21 protein-coding genes and 1 other annotated feature are annotated in these 25,123 nt (G+C 45.0%); of the genes, 7 read left to right on the top strand and 14 right to left on the bottom strand.

Annotation, left to right across the window (positions count from 1 at the left end; translation table 11 throughout):
• Positions 1-136 precede the first annotated feature (136 nt).
• Positions 137-2,455, top strand: coding sequence for a helix-turn-helix domain-containing protein (locus NYE20_RS16375; protein WP_161621743.1), 2,319 nt, complete (start codon positions 137-139; stop codon positions 2,453-2,455).
• Between the two features lie 40 nt (positions 2,456-2,495).
• Here NYE20_RS16375 and NYE20_RS16380 read toward each other — a convergent pair whose 3' ends face one another.
• The 10 genes from NYE20_RS16380 to NYE20_RS16425 all read right to left on the bottom strand — a co-directional run bounded on the left by NYE20_RS16380 (position 2,496) and on the right by NYE20_RS16425 (position 13,258).
• Positions 2,496-3,992, bottom strand: a complete 1,497-nt coding sequence (locus NYE20_RS16380) for an extracellular solute-binding protein (RefSeq protein ID WP_161621744.1) — start codon at positions 3,990-3,992, stop codon at positions 2,496-2,498.
• A 24-nt stretch (positions 3,993-4,016) separates the two neighbouring features.
• Complete coding sequence (locus NYE20_RS16385) at positions 4,017-4,877, bottom strand: carbohydrate ABC transporter permease (protein WP_010886597.1); 861 nt, start codon at positions 4,875-4,877, stop codon at positions 4,017-4,019.
• Between the two features lie 205 nt (positions 4,878-5,082).
• Complete coding sequence (locus tag NYE20_RS16390) at positions 5,083-5,844, bottom strand: NAD(P)-dependent oxidoreductase (protein WP_159377008.1); 762 nt, start codon at positions 5,842-5,844, stop codon at positions 5,083-5,085.
• A 76-nt stretch (positions 5,845-5,920) separates the two neighbouring features.
• A complete protein-coding gene (gene bioI, locus NYE20_RS16395; protein ID WP_161621745.1) occupies positions 5,921-7,108 on the bottom strand; it encodes a biotin biosynthesis cytochrome P450 in 1,188 nt (395 codons plus the stop codon).
• A 68-nt stretch (positions 7,109-7,176) separates the two neighbouring features.
• Positions 7,177-8,184 (bottom strand): biotin synthase BioB, encoded by a 1,008-nt coding sequence (bioB, locus tag NYE20_RS16400; RefSeq protein ID WP_004398967.1) that lies wholly within the window; start codon positions 8,182-8,184, stop codon positions 7,177-7,179.
• Between the two features lie 2 nt (positions 8,185-8,186).
• Entirely contained in the window at positions 8,187-8,882 is a 696-nt protein-coding gene (gene bioD / locus NYE20_RS16405; RefSeq protein WP_041851110.1) for a dethiobiotin synthase, read from the bottom strand.
• Positions 8,879-10,048 (bottom strand): 8-amino-7-oxononanoate synthase, encoded by a 1,170-nt coding sequence (gene bioF, locus NYE20_RS16410; RefSeq protein WP_161621746.1) that lies wholly within the window; start codon positions 10,046-10,048, stop codon positions 8,879-8,881. Before bioF ends, bioD begins: the two co-directional genes overlap by 4 nt.
• Positions 10,038-11,384: an adenosylmethionine--8-amino-7-oxononanoate transaminase gene (gene bioA, locus NYE20_RS16415; RefSeq protein ID WP_015251414.1), complete on the bottom strand. Its 1,347-nt coding sequence runs from the start codon at positions 11,382-11,384 to the stop codon at positions 10,038-10,040. Before bioA ends, bioF begins: the two co-directional genes overlap by 11 nt.
• Positions 11,374-12,150: a 6-carboxyhexanoate--CoA ligase gene (bioW, locus tag NYE20_RS16420; RefSeq protein WP_161621747.1), complete on the bottom strand. Its 777-nt coding sequence runs from the start codon at positions 12,148-12,150 to the stop codon at positions 11,374-11,376. The genes bioA and bioW overlap by 11 nt, the downstream gene beginning before the upstream one ends.
• 208 nt (positions 12,151-12,358) lie before the next feature.
• Positions 12,359-13,258: a dienelactone hydrolase family protein gene (locus NYE20_RS16425; RefSeq protein ID WP_041851112.1), complete on the bottom strand. Its 900-nt coding sequence runs from the start codon at positions 13,256-13,258 to the stop codon at positions 12,359-12,361.
• Between the two features lie 217 nt (positions 13,259-13,475).
• Here NYE20_RS16425 and NYE20_RS16430 point away from each other — a divergent pair, with 217 nt between their 5' ends.
• From NYE20_RS16430 to melA, 5 genes are read left to right on the top strand one after another with little or no spacing between them, the layout of a single operon-like run.
• Positions 13,476-14,510, top strand: a complete 1,035-nt coding sequence (locus tag NYE20_RS16430) for a LacI family DNA-binding transcriptional regulator (RefSeq protein WP_041851113.1) — start codon at positions 13,476-13,478, stop codon at positions 14,508-14,510.
• 33 nt (positions 14,511-14,543) lie between these two features.
• A complete protein-coding gene (locus tag NYE20_RS16435; RefSeq protein WP_103803278.1) occupies positions 14,544-15,824 on the top strand; it encodes an ABC transporter substrate-binding protein in 1,281 nt (426 codons plus the stop codon).
• Positions 15,817-16,728 (top strand): sugar ABC transporter permease, encoded by a 912-nt coding sequence (locus NYE20_RS16440; RefSeq protein WP_015251409.1) that lies wholly within the window; start codon positions 15,817-15,819, stop codon positions 16,726-16,728. Before NYE20_RS16435 ends, NYE20_RS16440 begins: the two co-directional genes overlap by 8 nt.
• Complete coding sequence (locus tag NYE20_RS16445; RefSeq protein ID WP_014480612.1) at positions 16,725-17,555, top strand: carbohydrate ABC transporter permease; 831 nt, start codon at positions 16,725-16,727, stop codon at positions 17,553-17,555. The genes NYE20_RS16440 and NYE20_RS16445 overlap by 4 nt, the downstream gene beginning before the upstream one ends.
• Before the next feature lie 19 nt (positions 17,556-17,574).
• A complete protein-coding gene (gene melA, locus NYE20_RS16450; protein ID WP_161621748.1) occupies positions 17,575-18,873 on the top strand; it encodes an alpha-galactosidase MelA in 1,299 nt (432 codons plus the stop codon).
• 21 nt (positions 18,874-18,894) lie between these two features.
• Here the strand turns inward: melA and NYE20_RS16455 are convergent, their stop codons facing one another.
• From NYE20_RS16455 to NYE20_RS16465, 3 genes are all read right to left on the bottom strand, one after another.
• Positions 18,895-19,206, bottom strand: coding sequence for a rhodanese-like domain-containing protein (locus NYE20_RS16455; protein ID WP_004398993.1), 312 nt, complete (start codon positions 19,204-19,206; stop codon positions 18,895-18,897).
• 115 nt (positions 19,207-19,321) lie between these two features.
• On the bottom strand, positions 19,322-21,736 hold the full coding sequence (gene leuS, locus NYE20_RS16460) for a leucine--tRNA ligase (RefSeq protein ID WP_015251406.1): 2,415 nt from the start codon (positions 21,734-21,736) through the stop codon (positions 19,322-19,324).
• 109 nt (positions 21,737-21,845) lie between these two features.
• Positions 21,846-22,060, bottom strand: a binding site (T-box leader).
• Positions 22,061-22,162: 102 nt separating this feature from the next.
• Entirely contained in the window at positions 22,163-22,498 is a 336-nt protein-coding gene (locus tag NYE20_RS16465) for a DUF4257 domain-containing protein (RefSeq protein WP_003246114.1), read from the bottom strand.
• A 404-nt stretch (positions 22,499-22,902) separates the two neighbouring features.
• On the opposite strand from NYE20_RS16465, the gene NYE20_RS16470 reads away from it, so the two are divergent.
• Positions 22,903-23,688 carry a blue-light photoreceptor gene (locus NYE20_RS16470; RefSeq protein ID WP_003229169.1) on the top strand — a complete coding sequence of 262 codons (786 nt, stop codon included), beginning with the start codon at positions 22,903-22,905 and terminating at the stop codon, positions 23,686-23,688.
• Positions 23,689-23,924: 236 nt separating this feature from the next.
• On the opposite strand, the gene NYE20_RS16475 is transcribed toward NYE20_RS16470, so the two are convergent.
• A complete protein-coding gene (locus tag NYE20_RS16475) occupies positions 23,925-25,118 on the bottom strand; it encodes an MFS transporter (RefSeq protein WP_072175867.1) in 1,194 nt (397 codons plus the stop codon).
• Between the last annotated feature and the right edge of the window lie 5 nt (positions 25,119-25,123).

Below are 25,123 nucleotides of genomic sequence, written 5' to 3' on the forward strand. Positions count from 1 at the left end.
CATCCTGTTTTATCCCTTTATAATCAAGGGTTCAGCAGGTCCACCTGAAAAAAAGACACCGATATTAGAAAATGATTATTGACAATATCTATCAATCTTTGGATTAATTGTATTAAGGTGAAGTGGATGTTATGAAATGGGGGGTTTTATGAAAAGAAGCCAATACAAGTTTTACTACAAACTGATCACGTTTTTCTGCCTGCTCAGCACCATTCCGGTTATTTTGGTCGGATTGTTTTCGTACGAGCACTCTCAGAAAACGGCTATTTCCAACGTTTCGGAGGAAAAATTCGACACACTCCAGCAGACCCAGCAAAGCATCGAGCATATATTGAAAACCGTCGATCACTCTTTAACCCACTATGTGAGTTCGCCGCCTCTCCTTCGCACATTGTCCGAGCCTTTGCACTCAGACCAATTTCAAATCTATAACCAAGTGAACCAAGAGCTCAATTATCTGCAAAGCTTTGATACCGATCTGTCCAACATGACGTTAGTCAGTTATACGAAAAAATGGTACATGAACAATTCCGGTTTGTACCGTTTGAATACAGACACTCTTCATGAAGCAGCCTCAGCGTACACGAAACACAAAGCGAGCCGCTCATATTGGGCGCTTGAGGAAAACAATCATTTGATTTCAACCAAAGAAGGCACATCAGAAAACTGCCGCTACAATATCAATTTAATTAAGCAGCTTCCTTTGAACAGCACAAATACAAAGGGATTGGCCGCCGCAAGCATCCCGAGCTGTTCGCTTGTCAAAAATATGCCTGGCTATTCAAACGCCAACAACCTGTTTATCATCGATGAAAAAGGCCGCATTATCCTTCATAACAACATGTCTGACATTGGTGAATCTCTTCATAACGACGGCTTTGTCCAAAAAGTGCTGGCGCAAAACGCCAATAGCGGACAGTTTGAAACAGTGATTGACCGGATTCATTATAAAGTCACCTATCAAAAATCTGACTATAATACATGGACTTATTTTTCTCTCGTTTCCCTGCCTGAGTTAAAAAAAGAAGCCAAATCAATCGGCTGGATCACTTTTGCAGTATGCCTCATTTTGTTAACGCTTTCATTGCTGTTCTCTTGGCTTGGCTCCCGCCATTTTTACAAGCCGATCAGGGTGCTTTACGAATCATTCGCAAGACATGGAGCCATACAAGAGAAACAACAGCCTCCTCAAAATGAATTTGAGTTAATTGAACAGAGCTTTAAGCAGCTGAAGGACCGAAATGACGACCTTGAGGAAACGATGAAGCAGCAGGCCACTCATCTGCAGCAATATTTTATGGTCAGGCTTATGCTTGGAAAACTGACGGATGAGGAGGTTGATAACCGTTTTGAAAGCCTCGGCTTAAAGCAAAATTGGCGGCACCTTGCCCTGCTTGTGCTCCAAATTGACACACTGAATCATACGCCTTATGAGAAAAAAGATATGGATCTGCTTTTGTTTGCCGTCAACAGCCTGATTGAGCGATGCATCCCGACGGACAAACATCTTGCCCCCGCCGTAGTTGACAAACAGCAGGCGACGATTTTGATCAACCAAAGCGGGACAAAGGAAGAATTCATGGCTGAGCTGAATGAGACTGCAAGGATGATTCAGGAAAAAGCGGAAGCTGAGCTGCATCTGTCTGTCAGCATCGGCATCAGCCAGCCGTTTGATGTGCTGACAAAAGCGAAAACAGCCTATGCGGAAGGCTCAGAAGCGTTGAAATACCGGCTTAAAGCGGAAAACAAGTCGATCATTTTTTACGAAGACCTTGACCAGAAAAAAACCTTCAAAACCCATTTTCCAAAGCAGCTTCAGCATGAGCTGTTTGATGCTGTCAAAGCAGGAGACAAGGAGAAAGCGGATAAATGCCTGCACGCGATTTTGCAAGCCATTTTCACCCAGAACACCAACCCGTATCAATTTCAAATCGCCATCGCCCGTTTTTTGAACCATGTGATTGAGCTGATGCATGTGCTCGGGATCGAATTGTTTGAGCTTGAAGAAAACAAAATGCTGTATGACCAAATTTTTGAGCTGAAAACGTTCGAGGATACCGAAAACTGGCTAAAGAATGAGTTTATTGATCCGATGACAGACAAAGTGAACGCCCGCGCGGATGCCCAGTACAAAAATATTTCCGACAACATCATTCATATCATCCATCATGAGTTTGAATCCGAATTGACACTGGACGAAATCGCGCGCAGGCTGCATTACAACCCAAATTATTTAAGCAGCATTTTCAAAAAAGAAATGGGTATTTCATTCAGCGAGTATGTCTCAAGCTACCGACACCATATGGCGAAAAGCTGGCTTGCCGAAACAGACATGGCGGTCAAGGACATTGCCGAAAAGCTGAAATATAAAAACTCGCAAAATTTTATCAGGTCTTTTAAAAAGCTGGAGGGGATTACACCGGGAAACTACCGCCAGCAAAAAAGAAGCATGTAAAAAACCCAAAACCGCTTGCGCGTTTTGGGTTTTTCCAACATTATTTTGTTTGTTTAAATGCTTCTTCGTATTCCTGAATAATTTGTTTTCCTCCGCTTGACTCCCATTTTTCCACTTCTTTATCGAACTGGCTTTCTGTGATGTCTCCAATCATATATTTATAAGTCGCATCATCAATGATTTTCTTCAGTTCATCCCCCCGTTCCGACTCCGATGCGGAATACAGGCTTTCAGCCGGGTTTGAGACGATAATCTTTTCATTGTCCTCGGTCAGCTCCTCGTACGCCGTCCGAAGCGGATCTCCAGTGTTTTTTAAGTAGGCTTTATCAATGGCAATTAAGGCGGACAGCGGCTGAATATCAGTCTGCCAGTCTTTTACCTGGCTTTCTTTGCGTGTGAACGTTTTGTCCGCACCTTTGTTGTAATGAACGCCGTCAATGCCATAAGTCATCAGGCTATAGACATCTTCTTCGGCAATTCGGTCAAAAAAAGCCAAGATCCGTTTAAGCTCAGCTTCCGTTTTCACACTCGTTTTCGGGAAAGCAAACACGCCGTTATGGCCTCCTGATGCCCATACCCGCTCTTTCCCATCTGGGCCTTTTATACGGTTGACGATCTCGAGCTTCATCGATTTATCAGAGGCATGGTCGCGCAGATTGACCGCATCTACCATATTGCCAATATAAATTCCGGCTTTTCCTTGCGAAAACAGCTCCTGCTGCTGGGTTTTGCTTGTGACGGGAAAATCCTTATTCATATACCCGTTATCACGCAGCTTCTTCATATAGTTCATCGTGTCTTTGTATTCCTGTGTCATGAAATCAGGCGTGAATTTGCCGCCTGATTCCTTCCAATCTGTAGGCATGCCTTCATACGAGCCAATCGTTTTAAACGCGCCGTAAATCAAGTCATTACGGTCTGCCAGCCCGAATGTATCATCTTTCCCATCCTTGTCCGGGTCGTCCTCCGTAAATGCTTTGGCCACTTCATAAAGCTCATCCAACGTTTTCGGGGTTTTCAAATTTAAATTGTCCAGCCAGTCCTTCCGAATGACGATCCCCTGTCTGGAAAGCGGGCGCTCTCTGTATATCCCGTAGAGCTTGCCGTCAATTGTCACATTTTTATTAATGAGTTTGTTCATTTTGTTTAAGTTGGGATAATCCTTGATATAATCACCGATTTCCCAGAACATTCCTGACCGGAAGGCATTCATGACTGACGAATTTTTAATATCCTGGATCGTCACGATTTGCGGAAGATTGCCCGCTGCAAGCGCCGCATTCAGCCTGTCTTCTTTCACCGCGTCTGGAACCCAGGTGATGTCGAGTTCTGTATTTGTCAGCTTTTCAATTTCTTTAATCGCCCTGTCTTTCGGCGGCTGCTGGTGATACAAAATCGCCATCCAAGACAGCTTTACCTTTGAATCCGGGTCAGCTTTGCCTTCAGCCGAAGACTGATCAGCCCCTTTACAGCCCGCCAGCACTCCGCCGAGTGCCAGTACAAGCACAATCAAAAGCACCCTCCATTTGTTTCCCATCGTACCCCTCCGTTTCATATTTCTTTATCCTTTGACAGATCCCAGCAAAGCTCCTTTTGCAAAATGCTTTTGTATAAACGGATAGACAAGCAGAACCGGGATGGTCGCCACCACTATGACCGCCATTTTAATGGTTTGCTCAGGCGGCGGGCTGCCCGACCCCATTTCAGACATATCCCCCTGCATACCGCTTGATACAATGACGATTTGGCGCAGAAGCACCTGAATCGGCCATTTTGCTGAATCATTTAAGTACAAGATCGCTGTCATATACGTGTTCCAATACGTGACCGCATAAAATAGTGAAATCGTTGCGATCGCAGGAAGAGACAGCGGCAGCACAATTTTAAAGAATATGCCCAGATCATTGCACCCGTCAATTTTCGCGGACTCTTCCAGGCTTGACGGGATATTTTGAAAGAAGTTTTTCAGAATGATCAGGTTAAAGGCATTAATGGCTGTCGGCAAAATAAGCGCCCAGTAAGAATCGAGCAATCCAAGCGATTTGACCACAAGGAAAGTCGGAATCATGCCGCCGCTAAACAGCATCGTAAATACGACGAGAAACATGAGCGGCTGCCGGCCGATTAAATCACGGCGGGATAACCCGTAAGCCATCAGTGAAGAAAGAAACATGCTGACCGCAGTGCCTATCACTGTCACAAACACAGAAACAAGCAAACTCTTATAAATAATATCTGTTGAAAAAATGTAGCGATAAGCATCTAGCGAAAAAGTGGTCGGTATTAAAATAAATTTTTTCGACACGACTTCTTCTACTGTGGCAAAGGATGCTGCGATGACATGAATGAACGGAAGTACGCATATTAAAGCGAACATCAGCAAGAAACCATAAATCAACATATCAAACAGACGGTTTTTCAGTGAATGTGCGATAGCTCCCACCTCTCTTTGTAAGCGTTATCATATTTTGAAAACCGAGCTCAGCATGTGACGATATCGTGTCTAAAATGTAGCAAATCTGTGATTGCCATGTCTATAATCATTTGAACAGAGTCCCTGGCCGGGCGGGGGCTTCCGCGAATTGAGACCGATAACAAAAGAAAAAGAGCATAATCTTAGAAAATGATTATGCTCCGTTCTCCTCCTCGTTCAGAAGTTCGGCCGTATTGATTTGTGGCGAAAACCCAAGTTCATTCACGGCAGATTCAATGGACCATGGCCGGCCCGGATTATCAGAGACGGCGTAATAAGTGCCGTACCGGATATTGGTCTCAATAGCGGCTTTAAAAATCGACAGCAGATCGGGGTGAGAAAGCAGTGTCTTTTTCGTCCGTTCTTTTTCATGCAGCGTATCCATTTCATCTGTGACGACTGTTCCGATTCGCAGGTTGATTACTGATAGCTTATTTTCCAAATAAAACAAATGGCCGATCTGTTCAGAGGTCAGCTTTAATACACCGTACAAGTTTTTTGACAGCGGATAATCGCTTGTTGTGATTTCCCGTCCTAAGAGCGAGCGCCCGTCTTTTTCGTATACATCTGTGACATGATTGCTGCTGGCGAACACGAGCTTTTGAATGCCGAGCTCCGCTGCCGCACGGCACAGATAATAGCTTGCCCTATAGAAAACATCCGTCATTTTTTCAAACTCAGCGATGTCCATAATATCGTATTTGATTTTAACAGCGAGTAAATTCAAGATGGCATCGGTATCTTTTGGAATCTTCTTCAACAGCTCCTCATAATTTGCCGCGTCAGCCTGAATGGAAGAGAATTTGCCATCGAAATGATCTTTATCAAGCACTGTCACTTCATAGTCTGAAATAAGCCCTTCAGCAAGCAGTCTCCCAATCACACCATTTCCGCCGGCGATCAGCACTTTTTTCACGATGTTCACTCCCCTTTTTTATAGATTGCCCATTTTCGGCGGGGCTGACACTTTTTTGGCACTCATATTCTTAGGCTTATTCAAAAGTCACCGGCAGCTCCTCAAGCGCCCGAAATCCAAAAAGCGGCCGATACCGCCATTCAAAATCCGCGAGCTTAAGGCTGGGCATCCGCTGCAGAAGAGTGTTAATCGCAATTTGCGCTTCTAATCGTGCCAGCGAGGACCCTAAACAAACATGATGGCCATGACCGAATGAAAGATGCTGATTAGGACTTCTCGTAATATCGAAGACATCCGGGTTCGTGAAAATGCTTGGGTCTCGATTAGCCGCTCCTAACAAAAGATAGACTTGCTCTCCTTGACGGATCGTCACCCCGCTGATGTCAATATCCTCTGACGCAACTCTGGCTGTCATTTGCGTGGGGCTTTCATAGCGTAAACATTCCTCGACTGCGGTACCAATAAGATCTGGATTTTCTCTCAGTTTCAAAAGCTGTTCTGGATGCTGCAGCAGACAAAGGACTGAATTGCTGATGAGATTAACCGTTGTCTCATGTCCGGCGATCGCCAGCAATATGCACGTAGATGCCGCCTCCTCTTCCGTCAGCTTATCCTTTTCTTTCCCCTTCAAGAGCATGCTGATCATATCCTGTTGAGGGTGGCGTTTTCTCTTTTGAATCAGCTCTCTGAAATATGTCATAGCCTGCACAGCCATATGATTGCCCTCTGTTAATGCCTTTCTTGACCGGGTAAAATCAATCGTTTGAATGAGACTCCCAGCCCACTCCTTTAATTGCTCCCTATCTTCCTCAGGTACACCTATAATGTTAGCTATGACAAAGCTTGCTAAAGGAAAAGCAAAGTCCGAAATGACCTCCATCTTTTTTTCACCTTGCACTTGATCAAGCAATTGATGGACAGTTTCAATGATATACGGCTGATAACTCTCTGTCGCTCTCGGCGTAAATGCTCCGCTGGCAAGCGTCCGCAATCGTCTATGATCAGGCTGGTTCTGAAACAGCATCATTTGATTTTGCACATGTGAAAGGTCCTGATATTTGGTCGAGCTCTCAGGCAGCGGGGTGCGGACTTTGAATCTCGCATCTTTCAAAATAGCAGCCGTTTCTTCATATCCTGTGACATACCAGCCCGGGTATTTTAAGAAACTCCCTTTATAGATAGGATGAACAGCTCGCAATGTGTCGTAAAAAGAATATGGGTTTTTCAAAAACTCAGAAGATGCAGTTGACGATGCAATTGTCACGTGATTTTCTCCTTTCTGTTCAAAAATAAAAGCAATCGACATCATACCGATTGCTTTTATTGATTCTTTCAGCTTTTCGCACTTAAACTAGCCTTCATTTCTTCGACTGATTCAACTTCAAAGCCTAAATCACTCAGCATTTTATGATCCTCCGTCTCCTCTTGCCCGGCAGTTGTTAAGTAGTCTCCGACAAAAATGGAGTTTGCGGCGTAAAGCCCTAATGGCTGCAATGTGCGGAGATTGACCTCTCTTCCTCCGGAAATGCGAATTTCTTTTGATGGATTGATAAAACGGAACAGCGCCAGCACTTTTAAACAATACAGCGGGTTTAATTCGTTGACGCCTTCTAACGGCGTGCCATCAATTGCATGCAAAAAATTCACCGGAATGGAATCCGCGTCAAGAGCCTTCAAGCTTTTGGCGATGTCAATGACATCCTGTTTCGTCTCCTTCATCCCGATAATGGCGCCTGAACACGGAGACAACCCCGATTCTTTTGCGATTTCAACCGTATTGACTCTGTCATCGTATGTATGTGAGGTCGTGATGTTTGAATGGTTCCTCTGTGACGTATTCAAATTATGATTATAGCGGTCTACTCCGGCATCTTTGAGCCGCTTCGCCTGCTCTGGCTTCAACAGTCCGAGACACGCACAAATCTTCAATCCATACGTCTCTTTAATTTCCTGAACCGCATCTACGACCTGATCCACTTCTCTGTTAGACGGCCCTCTGCCGCTTGCCACGATACAATATGTGCCGATATTCAGATCGTGCGCCCGCTTCGCGCCTTCAAGCAGCGTTTCCTTATTCACCATCCGATAAGACTCAATCGGCGCTTTCGAAATCGCAGACTGTGAACAATAGCCGCAGTTTTCCGGGCAGAGCCCGGATTTCGCATTCATAATCATATTGAGCTTTACTTTTTTTCCATAAAAGTGTTTTCTGATATGAAAAGCTCCATGCATTAATAGCAAAATATCTTCATCAGGACAATGTAATATTGAAAGCGCCTCTTCGTCAGTCACTTCTGCTCCAGCCAGCACCCGGTCTGCAAGTTCCATCCATTGATTCATTCTCATACCCCCACTTGATTCATCAGTAATGATAGATTGATATGGTCTTTTACCATATGTAGAACCGTTTCTTTCGTCACGTTGGCAAGCTTTGGCGTAACCCCTAAAATCGGAACACCGCATAAGCGCTCAATCATCTCAGGATTGGTTTTTTCATCTTCATCAGGAGAGTCACTAATTCCATTGATGATAATTCCGGCAATTGGAAGCCCCATGCTTTCTGCATATTTGACAGTTAAAAAGGTATGATTAATGGTTCCAAGGTGAGGACGTGCCACAATAATCATGGGAAGCTGCAACGCTTTTATGACATGACTGACCAAATAGTCCTCTCCCAATGGCACAGAAATACCGCCCGCACCTTCTACGATGAAGCATTCATGTTTTTCTCTAATCCGCCCCCAATGGCTTAAAACCTCTTCCATGGTGACAGTCTTTCCCTCAAGTTTCCCTGCAACGTATGGTGCAAGCGGCGCCTTGAAGGCAAAAGGCGTAATGTCTTCATGGGAGAGACTGGTCTGCGACATGTCTTTCAGCAGACTAGTATCACTATCTGGATGATGACGCGATATCCCGCTTAAAAATGGTTTATACACCCCGACATCTTTGTTATGTTCTCGCAATAAAGCGGCGATTCCGCTGGATATAACCGTTTTCCCCACTTCTGTATCTGTTCCTGTCACAAAAAAACCCCTCAAATGATGTGCAGCTCCTTTCCGATTGAATGAAATGTTTGCAGCAAATGATCAATATCACCCGTACTGTGATCCGACGTGATTGTGATTCGAATCCGGCTTTCACCTGGCGCAACGGTCGGCGGCCGAATGGCAGGAGCAAAAATTCCCTTGCCCTGCAGTTTTTCAGCAAATAGGACCGTTTTATGGGCATCGCCAATGACCACGGGAATAATCGGTGTGTGATCTCCTTTCACGACATAACCCATATTCTTCAGACTGGTTCTGATCATGCTGATATAAGAAAATAAAAGCTGTCGTTTTTCCCTGCTGGCTTCAATGATGTTGAAAGCCTCGTGAGCAGCCGCACAGCTGGCTGGCGGAATAGCGGTTTGAAAGATAAATGTTCTGGCATGGTTCAGCAAAAAGTCGATGAAGACCGCTGATCCTGCCGCAAAACCTCCTTCCGCGCCAACAGCCTTGCTTAAGGTGCCGATCACAATGTCAGGACAAACACCAAAGTATTCACTCGTTCCTCGTCCCGAATCACCCAAAACTCCTGTTGCATGGGCATCATCAACGACCACGAAGGCATGATAGCGTTGCGCAAGTGAGATGATCTGATCAAGAGGGGCGATTGTGCCATCCATGCTGAATACCCCGTCTGTTACGATAAAACGGCGCTGATAACGCTGTGTTTCATTCAGCTTGTTTTCAAGATCATTCATATCAATATGCCGATAAACAACTGTATCAGCCTTAGAAAGTCGGCAGCCGTCAATAATACTTGCATGATTGAGCTGGTCACTTAAAATGACATCTTCCTTTTCTGGCAAGGATGAAAGGACACCGACATTGGCCAAGTAACCGCTCGAAAACAGCAGGGCCGCTTCTGTCCGTTTAAAGCTGGCAATCTTCTTTTCTAGCTTTTCATGCCAGACCGAATTGCCTGTCGTTAAACGTGAACCGCTGCTTCCTGTCCCAAATTGCTGCAATGCTGTTTGGGCTGCATCGATCAAACGTCTATCGCTTGCGAGCCCTAAATAATTGTTTGAGGACCAGACCGTTTGATTTTCGCCATCAATGTTCCTCTCTGGAACCGGTGCCCCATTCATTGACCGCAGGTTACGGTGTACGCCGGCTTCCTTTACTATGTCTAACCGCTCGTTTAACCAGGAATCAATCTTCAAGGCTCGTAACCTCGTGGATCGCTTGTTTCATAATGGCAACCATTTCCGAGAGCTCTTCAGCTGTGCTGGCAAGAGGAGGAAGAAATGCAATCACGTCCCCAAGCGGCCTTGTCAGCATTCCTAACTCTCTCATTTTTAAGGAAACTTTATATCCAATCCGCCGATCAGCCGGGTAAGGTTCTTTGGTTTCCTTTGACCGGACAAGCTCTGCACCGCACATAAAGCCAAGCTGCCGAATATCCCCAACATGAGGAAGAGCGTGCAGATCTTGAAGAAGAAAATGGAGCTTTTTACTTTTTTCCGCTACTTGTTCCACAATGTTTTCAGATTCAAATAATGCCAGATTTTCAAGCGCAACCGCACAGCCAAGCTGATTGCCTGTATAGGAATGACCATGGAAAAAGGTTTTTAGGTTTTCATAATCATCATAGAATGCCTTATAGATGTCTTCAGTGGCAAACGTAACGGCAATTGGCAAATAGCCTCCTGTAATGCCTTTACCGGCAGCCATCAGATCAGGCTGGACATTCTCGTGCTCGCACGCAAACATTTTTCCTGTACGACCAAAGCCTGTAGCGACTTCATCAACGATCATTAAGACATCGTATGTTGTACATAGCTCGCGCACCCCTGCCAAATATCCTTCCGGCATCACGATCATACCGGAAGCCCCTTGTACCATTGATTCAATGGAAAGCGCGGCAATTTCCTCGTGATGTTCCTTAAGCAGCTGTTCAAGCTCTCGGAGGCACTGATCACGGCACTCATCAGGATCACCGCTTTCAGAGCGATACACATAAGGAATCGGGGCCTTGTAACTCTCGAACATCAACGGGCCGTATACGTGGTGAAAAAGCTCAATTGAACCGACACTGACGGCGCCAATCGTATCACCGTGATACCCGTTTTTCATTGCGATGAATTTTTGTTTCTCGGGCTTCCCGATGTTCTTCCAATACTGAAACGCCATTTTTAGGGCTATTTCCATCGCTTCTGCGCCGCTGTCTGAATAAAAGACCCGCGTGAGCTTTTTTGGGCTGATATCGATTAATGTCTCGGCAAGCTGGGTTGCTGGAACATTGGTCATGCCCAATAACGTGGAGTGCGCAATTTTTCCGAGCTGTTTTTTTATGGCGTCATCTAGTTCTTTTTTGCGGTGTCCGTGGACATTAAGCCAAACTGATGAAAAACCGTCATAGTATTCCTTGCCATTTATGTCTTTGACTTTGATTCCAGTCCCGCTTTCGATGATTAAGGGGTTTTCATCATAATCTTTCATTTGGGTAAATGGCAGCCAGAGGTGCTTTTTACTTTTTTCTATCAAATCATGAGTCATGGTCTTCCTCCCACTCGATTAAAATAGGCTGCTTCTCCAGATCATGTATGTACGTGTTTACATCATTGGATCCATCAATAAAAAAGACTCGGCAGCCCTCTTCAGTCCCGTATTCTTTCATTGCTGTAATACGCTGATAGCCCATTTTCTTACCCGCAACATAGCCTGTTATGTAATCCGGATCGTCCGACCAGCATAATTCTGCAACGGCTGCCGGGTGCCAGCTTACCTTTGAAGCGAGCGCAAGGGCCTCTTTTATTCTTGAATGAGCTGGCACGTGACTGTGAAGCGCCCATTTTTCAAAATTAGCGTCCGGCCAATCCATTCTGGAGACCCGCACCCCTTTTTCTTTTGTTTGATCCATTCGCTTGCCTGTATGAATATCAAACAACACCGCACCCCTGACATCTGACCATTCAGGGATTTGTTCATATGCTTTTTCAATCACGTCTCGTGGAACGCCTTCTTTTTCCAATAACAATCGGGCAAGCTTTTGTCCTTCTTCCGGGCAGCTCACTTCATTCGTATACACAAGCAATGGCTGAATGGTTTTTATCGATTCATGTACCTCTTCAAATTGAATTTGCATAAAATCAGGTTTTCCTCTTGAATGGGATAACCCTTTTTCTAATAAAGCATTGACTGTATGCTTCATCTCATGGAAAGGAATAAGCCGTTCTCCGCCGGATATATGCTTTCCGCCGTCTTCATGAGATCCATTCATAGAAGCCCTCATTCTGACACTATAAAAAGTTTCTTCTTGCATCATTTCTCGCCCTTTCACTGAAACTGAAGAACGTGTAGTGCTTCTCACCTCAATTGTTAACCAATTATATTTAAAGGTTAACAATTAGAATATATTATTCTCTCCTGTTTCTGTCAATAGAAGAAAGGATCGATTTATGGCAGTTGGTTAAAAGGAAACAAAAAGACCGTTTTCACACAAAACGGTCTTTTTCGATTTCTTTTTACAGTCACAGCCACTTTTGCAAAAACCGGACAGCTTCATGCCTCATAACTGCTGTTTCGAAATGTCCCGAAGCAGAACGGACCACTCGGTAGCAATCAGAAGCTCCCTGTCCAGCATAGACAGCTGTCAATTCTTTTTCGATTTTGTCCACGCCCTCGGCCGGCGTTAACCGATCGTGTACACCAACAAGACTAAGGTGCGGGCGCGGCGCGATCAGGCCTTGGATCTCCGATGCGGAAAAATGCTTTGCAAGCGATGGGACGTAATAATAAAAGCCGTGCCTATCAAGATTCTGTGTTTTGATCAGCACGTGATGATCCACCTGGCTGCACAAATCCACACACACCTTAATCCGGTCATCGAGCGCCGCTGTCCACCACGCCATCAAACCTCCCATAGACATGCCGATGGTTCCGATCCTGTCAGGCTGAACATCAGAGCGTGACTGCATATAGTCCAACGCACTTAAACTGTCATAAATCATCATCCCCCACATCACTTTTCCGGTGAGAAGCATTTCTTTAAATATCTCGCTTTCCGCTTTTCCCCGCCGATCTCCAAATCCCCAATGATCAATCGCAAGAACGCCGTATCCGAGTGAAGTAAGCTCATCAGAAAAAGAAGGCGTTTTCAAATAATCCGCTCCCTCAATCAGCTCACTTTTTCCCCTATCATACTGGCCCCCATGCGAATGCTGAAACAATACGGCTGGGCACGGTCCTTCTGTTTTCTTCGGCTTCACAAAATAAGCGGGCACCTTTTCATGTCCATTTAAATCGAGCAGGAGCGTTTCAACAATATTTTCTTCTCTTTCTTCAATACGTAATGTCTCAACACTGATTGGCCTCCGATCAGGCAAATCACCAAGCAAACGAAACAGTTGCTTTCTTCTTTCGACTCTCATCCCATCACCCTTCCTTTTTCGCTTACTTCACATTTACGAGACAGATCTGGGTTCCCCTTTATTTTTCCAACATAAATCACATCATTTACTAAATATTTAGTAAATATAACGAAATATTCCGAAAACAATTATTGTAACCGCTTACTTTTATATGATAGTATCAATTTATCAAAAACAGATGAGTTAATATTTTACTAAATAGATGAGAGGGATACCCATGGTTCGTATTAAAGATATCGCCTTGAAAGCTAAAGTTTCCAGCGCAACTGTGTCCAGAATTTTAAATGAAGATGAGTCGCTTTCTGTTGCGGGCGAAACGAGACAAAGAGTCATCAACATCGCTGAAGAGCTTGGTTATCAAACCGTTGCCAAACGCCGAAAATCCCGCGGGCAAAAACAGCGGGCTCAGCCGCTGATCGGTGTGTTGAGCTGTCTGTCCCCTGATCAGGAAAGGCAGGACCCTTATTTTTCTTCCATTCGGAAAGGGATTGAAAAGGAATGCTTTGAACAGGAAATTTTCATTACAAATTCGATTCATCTCGGCTCCTTTCAGGAACATATCTTTCGGGAATTGGATGGTGTCATTGTCATCGGCCGTGTTCATGATGAAGCGGTTAAGCATATCAGCGGGAGGCTGGAGCATGCCGTATTTATCAATCATTCACCAGATCCGCAAGCATACGATTCGATTGGAATCGATTTTGAATCGGCTTCACGCCAGGCGATTGATCACCTTCTCGACTTAGGCTACAAACGGTTAGGCTACATTGGCGGACAAGAAAAAGAGCATACGCTGAAGGACGGCCAAAGCATTCGCAGAACGATTGAAGATAAACGCCTGACCGCTTTTTTGGAGTCAGCCGCCCCCCAGCCTGAGCATGTGCTGATCGGAGAATACAGCATGCGTGAGGGCTATCGCCTGATGAAGAAAGCAATCGATCAAGGCCATCTGCCGGAAGCATTCTTTATTGCCAGCGATTCTATGGCGATCGGCGCATTAAAAGCGCTTCAGGAAGCCGGACTGCAAGTGCCGCGGGATACCGCAATCGTCAGCTTTAACGGCATTGAGGAAGCTGAATTTGCCAGCACGCCTTTAACGACGGTGAAGGTATACACAGAGGAAATGGGCCGGACAGGCGTAAAACTGCTGCTTGACCGTCTCAATGGCCGAACGCTTCCTCACCATGTCACCCTGCCTACAACATTAATCGTAAGACAAAGCTGCGGATGTACAGCAAAGGAGGTGACATAAGCAAAGATTCATCACGATGATAAGGAGGAAAAGATGAAACACACTTTTGTTTTATTTCTCTCTCTTATTCTGCTTGTTCTGCCCGGGTGTTCAGCAGAGAAAAGCTCAGCAGATACCGCAAAAAAGACGTTAACCATTTATTCTACAATGTCAACCGACAGTGAAAGAGATACGTTCAGAAAACTAGCGGCAGCATTCGAAAAGGAACACAGTGACATTCATGTCAGCCTTCATTTCCCAGGCAATGACTATGAAAATATGATGCGTGTCAGAATGGCGGCCAATGATTTGCCAGATCTATTCGATACACATGGCTGGGGGAAAATCAGGTACGGTGAATATACAGCGGATCTCCGGGATATGGAATGGACTCAAGATCTTGATCCCAATTTAAACAGCATCCTCAAAAATAAAAGCGGAAAGGTGTATGCCTATCCGATCAATCAGGCAAAAGACGGTCTGGCGTATAACCGCAATATTTTAGACCGTTACGGCATTGCTCCGCCGGAAACCATGGATGACTTTATCAAAGCACTGAGAACGATTAAAGAAAAGAGCAAGGGAAGCATTGTTCCCTTCTGGTTTGCCGGCTATGACAAAAGCTCATTCGCTCAATATTACGACCAATTCGCTACACCTCTTCTCATCACAGACCTTGCCCATAATGAAAAAAAACAGCTCATCAATGGCACTTTTCAATGGAGTAAATTCACTTATTTATCAGAAATCCTCAAACAAATGCAGAAAGAAAAATTGATTAACATCGACGCCGTCACGGCAAAAAAATCACAGCTCATTGAATTAATGGCCCAAAACAAAATCGCCTTTACAATGCAAGGCGGCACCCTCGGCCAAGACGTTGCCCAGATCAATCCGAACGTCAAGGTCGGCATTATCCCGACACCCGCCATACATCCCGGTGATAACCCGATATGGATCGGCGGTGAACGCTACACCCTTGCAGCATGGAAAGATTCGCCTCAATTAAAAGAGGCAAAAGAATTTATCGCATTTATGGCCCGCCCGGCCAATGCCAAACAAATGGCTGAAGCCACATCGCTTCCTTCAGGGCTGACCAATGTGAAAGCTGATATTTTCTACGCAAACGATTATGAGCATTATCAAGATGTCAAAGTCGAGCCTTACTTCGACCGTTTATACTTGCCAAACGGAATGTGGGATGTCTTGGGCACGGTTGGGCAGGAGCTGGCGGCTGACATTATGGCGCCTCAAGAAATTTCGCAGAAACTGGGAAGAGAATATAAACGACTCAGGGAGCAATCGGAAACACAGGGAGCTGAAAACAATGAGTGAGATCGCAAGGGACGTTCATGTGAAACAGGTTAAGCCAAAAAAGCAGTCCTCACTTTGGTGGATGTACATTCCTGCTTTGCTCTCCGTTCTGGTCTTTATGATTTATCCGTTTGTGAAAGGCACATTGATTACCTTTACAAACTGGAACGGCTTTTCACAAGTTTACCAATGGGTTGGATTCGCGCAATATGAAAGGCTGTTTTCTGATCCTGACACTTGGCATATCTTAAAAAACACTCTGCTTTACGGGCTTGGGAGCACCTTTTTTCAAAATGTGGTCGGGCTTCTGTACGCTCTGCTCTTAAATCAAAGCATTAAAACGAAAGCGGTAACAAGAACAATTGTGTATTTGCCGGTGATGATCAGCCCGCTCATTATGGGCTACATTTGGTACTTTTTCTTCTCCTATGACGGAGGCGCGCTCAACGATTTGCTCGGGGTCTTCGGCATCAGCCCTATTAATGCGCTCGCCAGTCCCTCGCTCAATCCATGGATCATTGTCATGATTAACACCTATCAATATGTCGGGATCGCTATGGTTGTCTACTTAGCCGGTCTGCAAAGCATTCCGAAAGACTACTATGAAGCGGCGCAAATGGATGGCGCGAAACAAGGCCAGCAGTTTTTTACCATCACGCTGCCGCTGTTAATGCCCTCCATTACCATTAATATGGTCATCAACATTATCGGAGGCTTAAAGCTGTTTGACGTCATCATTGCACTCACCGCTGGCGGCCCCGGAAATGCGTCACAATCCATGTCCACATTTATGTATGATTTGTATTTCAAACGGCAGGATGCCGGCTATGCCGCAACGCAAGGCATATTTATGGCATTTGTCATTTTGATCATCAGCTTTTGCGCGCTTGCGTACTTTAAAAGAAAGGAGACGGAAATGTCATGAGAGCCGCCCGTACAAAAAGCATGCGGATCATTACGCTTCTTGCAGCCATTGTGGCCTGTGCGCATTTTATTCCTTTTTATATCCTGCTGACCACTTCATTGAAAGCAAAAGGAGACTACAGTTCGAAATGGATATTTCCAGCCGACATCTCCTTTCATAATTTTTCAGAGGCGTGGGAGCGCGCTTCGCTAGGAAACTCTTTTATAAACACCATGATCATCACAGGTTTTTCTGCCTTGTTATTAATTATATTCGGCTCACTTGCCGCCTACCCGCTTGCCCGGCGGGAAACGAAACTGAATAAAGCCGTTTTTGCCTTGCTGATTTCCATTATGATCATCCCTCCGTTAACGTCCATGGTTCCTTTGTACCGAATGGTCGTGGACGCCGGAATGGTCAATACACACGCAATCGCCATTTTCATCAATACAGCGGCTTACATGCCTTTAACCGTATTCTTATATTCAGGCTTTATCCGATCGACCATTCCAAAAGAGCTTGAAGAAGCCGCAAGAATTGACGGCGCAGGCATGCTGAAAATCTTTTTTACGATTGTGTTTCCTCTGCTGAAGCCGATCACTGCGACCATCTGTATTATTTCTTGTGTCTTTATTTGGAACGACTATCAATTTGCCATTTTCTTTTTACAAGATCAAAAGGTTCAGACATTAACAGTAGCCATGGCAGGTTTTTTCGGAGAAAACGCAAACAACCTTCATTTAGTTGCCGCAGCGGCACTTATGGCAATGCTGCCGATGGTTGTTCTGTTTTTGGCGCTGCAAAAATACTTTATTGCCGGCCTGTCTTCCGGAGCGGTAAAGGGTTAACATTAAAGGAGGAAGCAATATGAAAAAGATTACATTTATCGGTGCAGGGAGCACGATTTTCGCCAAAAATGTTTTGGGAGACTGCCTGTTAACAGAGGCACTGAATGGATTTGAGTTCGCTCTTTACGACATTGATCCCAAACGCCTGCAGGAATCCCAGCTCATGCTCGAAAATCTAAGAGACCGTTATAACCCAAGTGTGGCCATCAACAGCTATGATGACAGAAAACTCGCCTTGCAAAACGCAGGCTATGTCATCAATGCGATTCAGGTTGGAGGATACAAACCGAGCACAGTCATCGATTTCGAGATTCCTAAACGGTATGGGCTGCGCCAGACGATCGCCGACACAGTCGGCATCGGCGGGATATTCAGATCTCTCAGAACAATCCCGGTCTTATTTGATATCGCAAAAGATATGGAGGAAATGTGCCCTGACGCATGGTTCTTAAACTATACAAATCCAATGGCCACTCTTACAGGCGCCATGCTCCGCTATACCAATATCAAAACAATCGGGCTCTGCCACAGTGTTCAAGTGTGCACGAAGGATTTATGTAAAGCTCTCGGAATGGAGCATGACGGAATTGAGGAACGCATCGCAGGAATCAATCATATGGCTTGGCTTTTGGAAGTCAAAAAAGACGGCACAGATTTATATCCAGAAATCAAAAGGAGAGCGAAAGAAAAACAAAAAACAAAGCATCATGATATGGTGCGGTTTGAATTAATGGATAAGTTCGGCTATTATGTCACGGAATCGTCCGAACATAACGCAGAGTATCACCCATACTTTATTAAACGGAATTACCCTGAATTGATCAGCGAGCTGCAAATCCCGCTCGACGAATATCCGAGAAGGTGCGTCAAGCAGATTGAAAATTGGGAGAAAATGCGGGATGATATCGTCAATAATAAAGACCTTACGCACGAACGCTCAAAGGAATATGGTTCAAGAATTATAGAAGCGATGGAAACAAACGAACCATTCACCTTCGGAGGAAACGTCTTGAATACAGGGCTGATCACCAACCTTCCTTCAAAAGCGGTTGTGGAAGTGACATGCGTCGCCGACAGAAAAAAAATTACACCGTGTTTCGCCGGAGAACTGCCTGAGCAGCTTGCAGCCTTAAACCGGACGAATATTAATACACAGCTGATGACAATCGAAGCGGCTGTCACACAAAAAAAAGAAGCGGTTTACCAAGCTGCAATGCTTGATCCGCATACAAGCGCGGAGCTTTCCATGAAGGACATCATTTCCATGTGTGACGATTTATTTGCAGCACACGGCGATTGGCTTCCGGAATACAAATAAAAACTAGGGGATCGCTCTCCCCTAGTTTTTTGGTTTTGTTTCGCCTTCCCAGGCCATCATGCCGCCTTCAACATTGACTGTTTTAAAGCCTTGCTCATCCAGGTACTTGCAGACGTTCATGCTGCGCATTCCTGAGCGGCAGATAAATACGTACTCTTTGTCTTTATCAAGGGTTTCCATTTTTTCAGGAATATCCCCCATGCGAATATGAACGGCTTGCGGGATCATGCCTTCCGCTACCTCTTCATCTTCTCTGACATCAATTAAATATAATTCTTCGTCCGCCTCAATTTTTTCTTTCAAAGCGGCTGTGCTGATTTCTTTTATTTCCAAAGAAAACACTCCTATTCACAGTGATCATGTTCAGTATATCAAAGTCAGCTGAACGATTGCTATTCTGAGACTGATGAAAAAAATCCCCTTTTGGCAAAGGGGATTTTTTCTAGGCTTAGTTTGCCACAATATTGACAAGCTTGCCAGGCACCGCGATGATTTTCCGAATCGTTTTGCCTTCAAGCTGCTCTTTGACCTTTTCATCTGCTTGAGCAAGCTGTTCCAGCTGTTCTTTCGTTGCATCGGCAGGAACCTGTAATTTCGCTTTTACTTTTCCGTTCAGCTGAACAACGATTTCAACTTCATCATCCACAAGTTTTGTTTCATCATATACAGGCCAAGCTTCGTAGGCAATTGTGCCGGAATGGCCAAGCTTCTCCCAAAGCTCTTCCGCTAAGTGTGGCGCGACAGGAGAAAGAAGCTTCACGAAGCCTTCCATATATTCTTTCGGCAGTTCTGTTGCTTTATACGCTTCATTAATAAAGACCATCAGCTGGGAAATACCCGTGTTGAAACGAAGGCCTTCATAATGGTCTGTGACTTTCATAACCGTTTCATGATAGACGCGCTCCAATGTTTCACCAGCGCCTTCAACGATTTTGCCATTAAGCTCACCGTTTTCTTCAACAAATAGGCGCCATACACGGTCAAGGAAACGACGCGCACCGTCTAATCCTGATTCAGACCAGGCGATTGAAGCATCAAGAGGTCCCATGAACATTTCGTACAATCTCAGCGTATCAGCACCGTGAGAGGACACGATTTCGTCAGGGTTGACAACGTTCCCTTTAGATTTACTCATTTTTTCGTTATTTTCGCCGAGAATCATTCCTTGGTTGTACAGCTTTTGGAACGGTTCTTTCGTCGGCACTACGCCGATATCATAAAGGAACTTATGCCAGAAGCGGGCATACAGAAGGTGAAGCACGGCATGCTCTGCACCGCCGATATACATATCGACCGGAAGCCATTTTTCCAATTTTTCTGGTGATGCCAGCTGATCCGGATTGTGCGGATCAATATAGCGCAAGAAATACCAGCAGCTTCCCGCCCATTGCGGCATTGTATTCGTTTCTCTTCTTCCTTTTTTCCCTGTCTCAGGGTCTGTGACTTCCACCCACTCTTTAATGTTCGCAAGCGGTGATTCGCCCGTTCCGCTCGGTTTGATTTCATCCGTTTTCGGCAAAATCAGCGGCAGCTCCTCTTCCGGGACAGCTGTTGACGTTCCGTCTTCCCAATGAATGACCGGAATCGGCTCGCCCCAATAACGCTGGCGGCTGAAGAGCCAGTCACGAAGACGGTACGTCACTTTCTTCTCACCGTTTTTCGTTTCTTCCAGCCAAGCGATCACTTTCTCAATCGCTTCCTGTTTGTGAAGGCCGTTCAGGAAATCAGAGTTCACGTGCTCGCCGTCGCCAGTATAAGCTGCTTCCTCAACGTTCCCGCCTTTTACGACTTCCTTCACCGGAAGGCCAAATGTTTTGGCGAATTCAAAATCACGCTCGTCGTGGCCTGGAACTGCCATGACAGCACCTGTTCCGTATGATGCAAGAACATAATCCGCAATCCAAATCGGCAGTTTTTCTCCGTTTACAGGATTGATCGCATACGCTCCTGTGAATACGCCTGTCTTTGTTTTCGCAAGATCTGTGCGTTCAAGGTCACTCTTTGATTGAATTTCTTTGATATAAGCTTCAACAGCTTCTTTTTGCTCAGCCGTTGTGATGTTTTCCACCAATGCGTGTTCCGGGGCAAGGACAGTGTATGTAGCGCCAAACAGCGTATCTGGTCTTGTTGTAAACACCGTAAAGGAATCATCATGTCCATCTATTGCAAAATGAACGTGAGCGCCTTCCGAACGGCCGATCCAGTTGCGCTGCATATCTTTAATGCTTTCCGGCCAATCAAGCTCTTCCAAATCCTCAAGGAGCCTGTCCGCATAAGCGGTGATTTTCAGCATCCACTGCTTCATTGGGCGTCTCTCTACCGGATGGCCGCCGCGTTCGCTCTTGCCGTCAATGACTTCTTCGTTGGCAAGAACCGTACCGAGCGCAGGGCACCAGTTTACAGGCACTTCGTCAACGTAAGCAAGGCCTTTTTCGTATAGCTTTAAGAAAATCCATTGCGTCCATTTATAGTATTCAGGGTCAGTCGTATTGATTTCGCGATCCCAGTCATATGAGAAGCCAAGCGCTTGAATTTGGCGGCGGAAGTTATCAATATTCTGCTTCGTAAACACAGCAGGGTCGTTCCCTGTGTCAAGGGCGTATTGTTCAGCTGGCAGGCCGAATGCGTCCCAGCCCATTGGATGAAGGACATCATAGCCCTGCATGCGCTTCATGCGGGACAGAATATCCGTAGCTGTGTATCCTTCAGGATGGCCGACGTGCAACCCAGCTCCAGACGGATAAGGAAACATGTCCAGCGCGTAAAATTTTTGTTTTTCATTATTATCAAGAGTGGCAAATGTTTTGTTTTCAAGCCAATATGTTTGCCATTTCTTTTCTATCTCTTTGTGCTGAAAACTCAAAGTAAAAACCTCCTTCTGATTGAATACGGCGTGTATGGTTCAAGTATTGACGGGAAGGAGAGAATTATATTCAGAATATTCCCAAACTAAAAAAAACTCCCTCATCCCAAAAAGGGACGAGAGACTTTCGTTTTCCCGCGGTACCACCCTCGTTAGCGCGGCATACGCCGCACTCACTTGATACTTTTAACGCAGTTATGCGTCAGCGGCTTTTCACCGCTGCAACTCTGAGGTGAGTTCGGAAACAAACTTGATTGACTTTCACCAGCCGTCAACTCTCTGCAACAATATCTGTTTCTTACTGCTCCTCTTCATTGTTCTTATCGCAACCGTAATCTAACTGTATTTTATAGAATTCTGTTCATAAGTGCAAGCAGGTTTGTATACAATGGGAATGTACCCTGAACGGGCGAAGATTGAGGACAATTATTCGGGTGGAGTTTTGGTTTGACGTTTGGACTCGGCCGGTTCGCCGCCGCTGTTCAGTTCTCTCACAAAGTCAAAACTTCTGAGAACAGCTTCACCGCCGTAGCCTGAGATAATGGATAAGATGACAAGTTGAATTCCTGAATCGGGGTCAGCGGATAATACAAGTAAAATGGAAGCTGTCATTCCGATAAACCAATCTTCCAAAAATCCAAGGTAGATAAACCGCTTCGTCATTCTGGGCTTCTCCAGCCTGCCTCTCTTTTTCACATGACCGAGAATCCCCATGATTCCTCCAATTACACAAGCAATAAGTACCTGATGCAGCATCTTCATCATCACCTTCCTAAAGCCCTTATTTCGTAAAGCGACTTCAGGCCATCCAGCCCCCTTAAACGATTCCGATGATTTTCGATATCTACATACCGGCAAATCTGTAAAAAGCTTGTTTCTTCCATTATATGTGAACACATGATCGGTAAGCTTGATGCATTGGATTCATTTTTCACCCAGTGACATTGACCTAGTCACCTATTTAGCATGTAAAAAACCTTTCCGTTCATATGTTCAAATTCTGTTCTTATTTTTAGTGTATACGAGGACAAGCCCTAATGACAAACAACAAACTGCACTTGCTTGAATCAGAACATGTGTTGTGCTACGGTTACTGTAGAATTCATTTTAAAAAAGGGGAATATCAGGCTTTCGCATAGCAAGCTGACGGCCTAAGGGGGATTTATATGGCTAGTTTTCAATCATTTGGGATACCAGGACAGCTGGAAGTCATCAAAAAAGCGCTTGATCACGTGCGAGTCGGTGTGGTAATTACAGATCCCGCACTTGAAGATAATCCTATTATCTACGTAAATCAAGGCTTTGTTCAAATGACCGGCTACGAGACCGAGGAAATTTTAGGAAAGAACTGCCGCTTCTTACAGGGGAAACACACAGATCCTGCAGAAGTGGACAACATCAGAACCGCTTTACAAAATAAAGAACCGGTCACCGTTCAGATTCAAAACTACAAAAAAGACGGAACGATGTTCTGGAATGAATTAAATATTGATCCAATGGAAATAGAGGATAAAACGTATTTTGTCGGAATTCAGAAAGACATCACCAAGCAAAAAGAGTATGAAAAGCTTCTCGAGGATTCCCTCACGGAAATTACTGCACTTTCAACTCCTATTGTCCCGATTCGCAATGGCATTTCGGCTCTTCCGCTAGTCGGAAACCTGACAGAGGAGCGATTTAATTCCATCGTTTGCACATTGACGAATATCTTATCAACATCCAAAGATGATTATTTGATCATTGATTTATCCGGATTGGCCCAAGTGAACGAACAAACGGCCGACCAAATTTTCAAGCTGAGCCATTTGCTGAAATTGACCGGAACTGAGTTAATCATTACCGGCATTAAACCTGAATTGGCTATGAAAATGAATAAACTGGATGCCAATTTTTCGTCGCTGAAAACATATTCAAATGTAAAGGATGCCGTCAAAGTGCTTCCGATTATGTAAAAAGATCCCGCTCACCCGGCGGGATCTTTCAGATTGTTGACAAAATCCTAAAATGGTTTTCATTTTAGGATTTTGTCATCTTTTCAGCGTGATTGAAAACCCTTGAAGTCTAGGAAGGACGAGCATAGGAGCGGAGCGAATGTTCTAATTCGTGAGCACCGAAGCGCAGGCCTGACAACGAATGCGAGGGTTTGTCGACACGCTGAAAGATCCCGCTCATTCGGCGGGATCTTTTATTATGAAGAGATTGATGCCTGCTTATTTGTTTCTTTAGCTGATTTTATCCGTTTGTCATATAGAAGCGTTGTGGCAATACTGATCAGCAGCAATACCAACAGAGATAAAACAAGGGCCCTAATGCCGTAATGATCGACAAGCACTCCTCCGAACAGGGGACCAATCATTCTGCCGCCTGTCGCCGCACTGTTGACAAAGCCTTGATAAAAGCCTTCTTTCCCTTTAGGGGCGAGCTGATTGGCAATTGTCGGCACAGCAGGCCAAACAAGCATTTCTCCGATCGTCAGGATCACCATCGCAGCGAGAAACATCGGAAATTGCTTTGCAGTCAGCAGCATGCTGAAAGACACAATAAAAATGATAAAGCCGATGACCATTTGCGCTTTTAGCGACTCGGCCCATTTTTTCACCACAAAACTGACGAGCGGCTGGCCGAGCACAATTAGAATTCCGTTAACTGTCCATAGCACGCTGTATAAGGAAAGAGATATTCCAATGCTTTGTGTGTACGAAGCAATTGTGGTGGACCATTGAGAATAAGCCAGCCATCCGAGTACATAGCCTCCGCTTAAAATGATCAATGCGGCAAATTTTGCTTTGCTGTTCACAGCATCATAATCAAGCACGGATGTTTGGGATGCATCACCCGTCTGAATATTTCGAAATCCGAAATATACAACAAAGAAAAAGATCAGATACAATACGGCATTTGCCAAAAATACATATGAAAACGAGAAAGATGCCACGACACCGCCAAGTGCTGAACCGACGGCCACACCCGCGTTTTGCGCGACATATATCGCATTAAATGCCTTCCTTCCCCCTTCAGGCCATACCGATCCCGCCATTGCGTAGCTGGCCGGAAAAACAACACCGGAGCCAAAGCCCACAATCGTCAGCAGCACAATATAGGTCGGCCAATCATGAAAAAAGACAAGGCCCATCAGGCTTGCTAACGTAATGGCTATCCCAAGCATAATCGATTTAAAACCGCCGATTTTATCAAACAAAAAACCTCCGCATAAATTACCAGCCACACTGGCGCCGGAGTTCAGCATCAGGACAAGTCCGGCTACCGTTAACGACTTTCCTAAATGATTATGGATATAAATCGTATTCAACGGCCATAAAAAAGAAGCACCCGTCACATTGATAAACATTCCAATGACTAAAATTTTAAGAGCACGCGGCATACTTA

Source organism: Bacillus sp. FSL R5-0416 (assembly GCF_037975425.1).
Lineage (GTDB): Bacteria > Bacillota > Bacilli > Bacillales > Bacillaceae > Bacillus > Bacillus subtilis.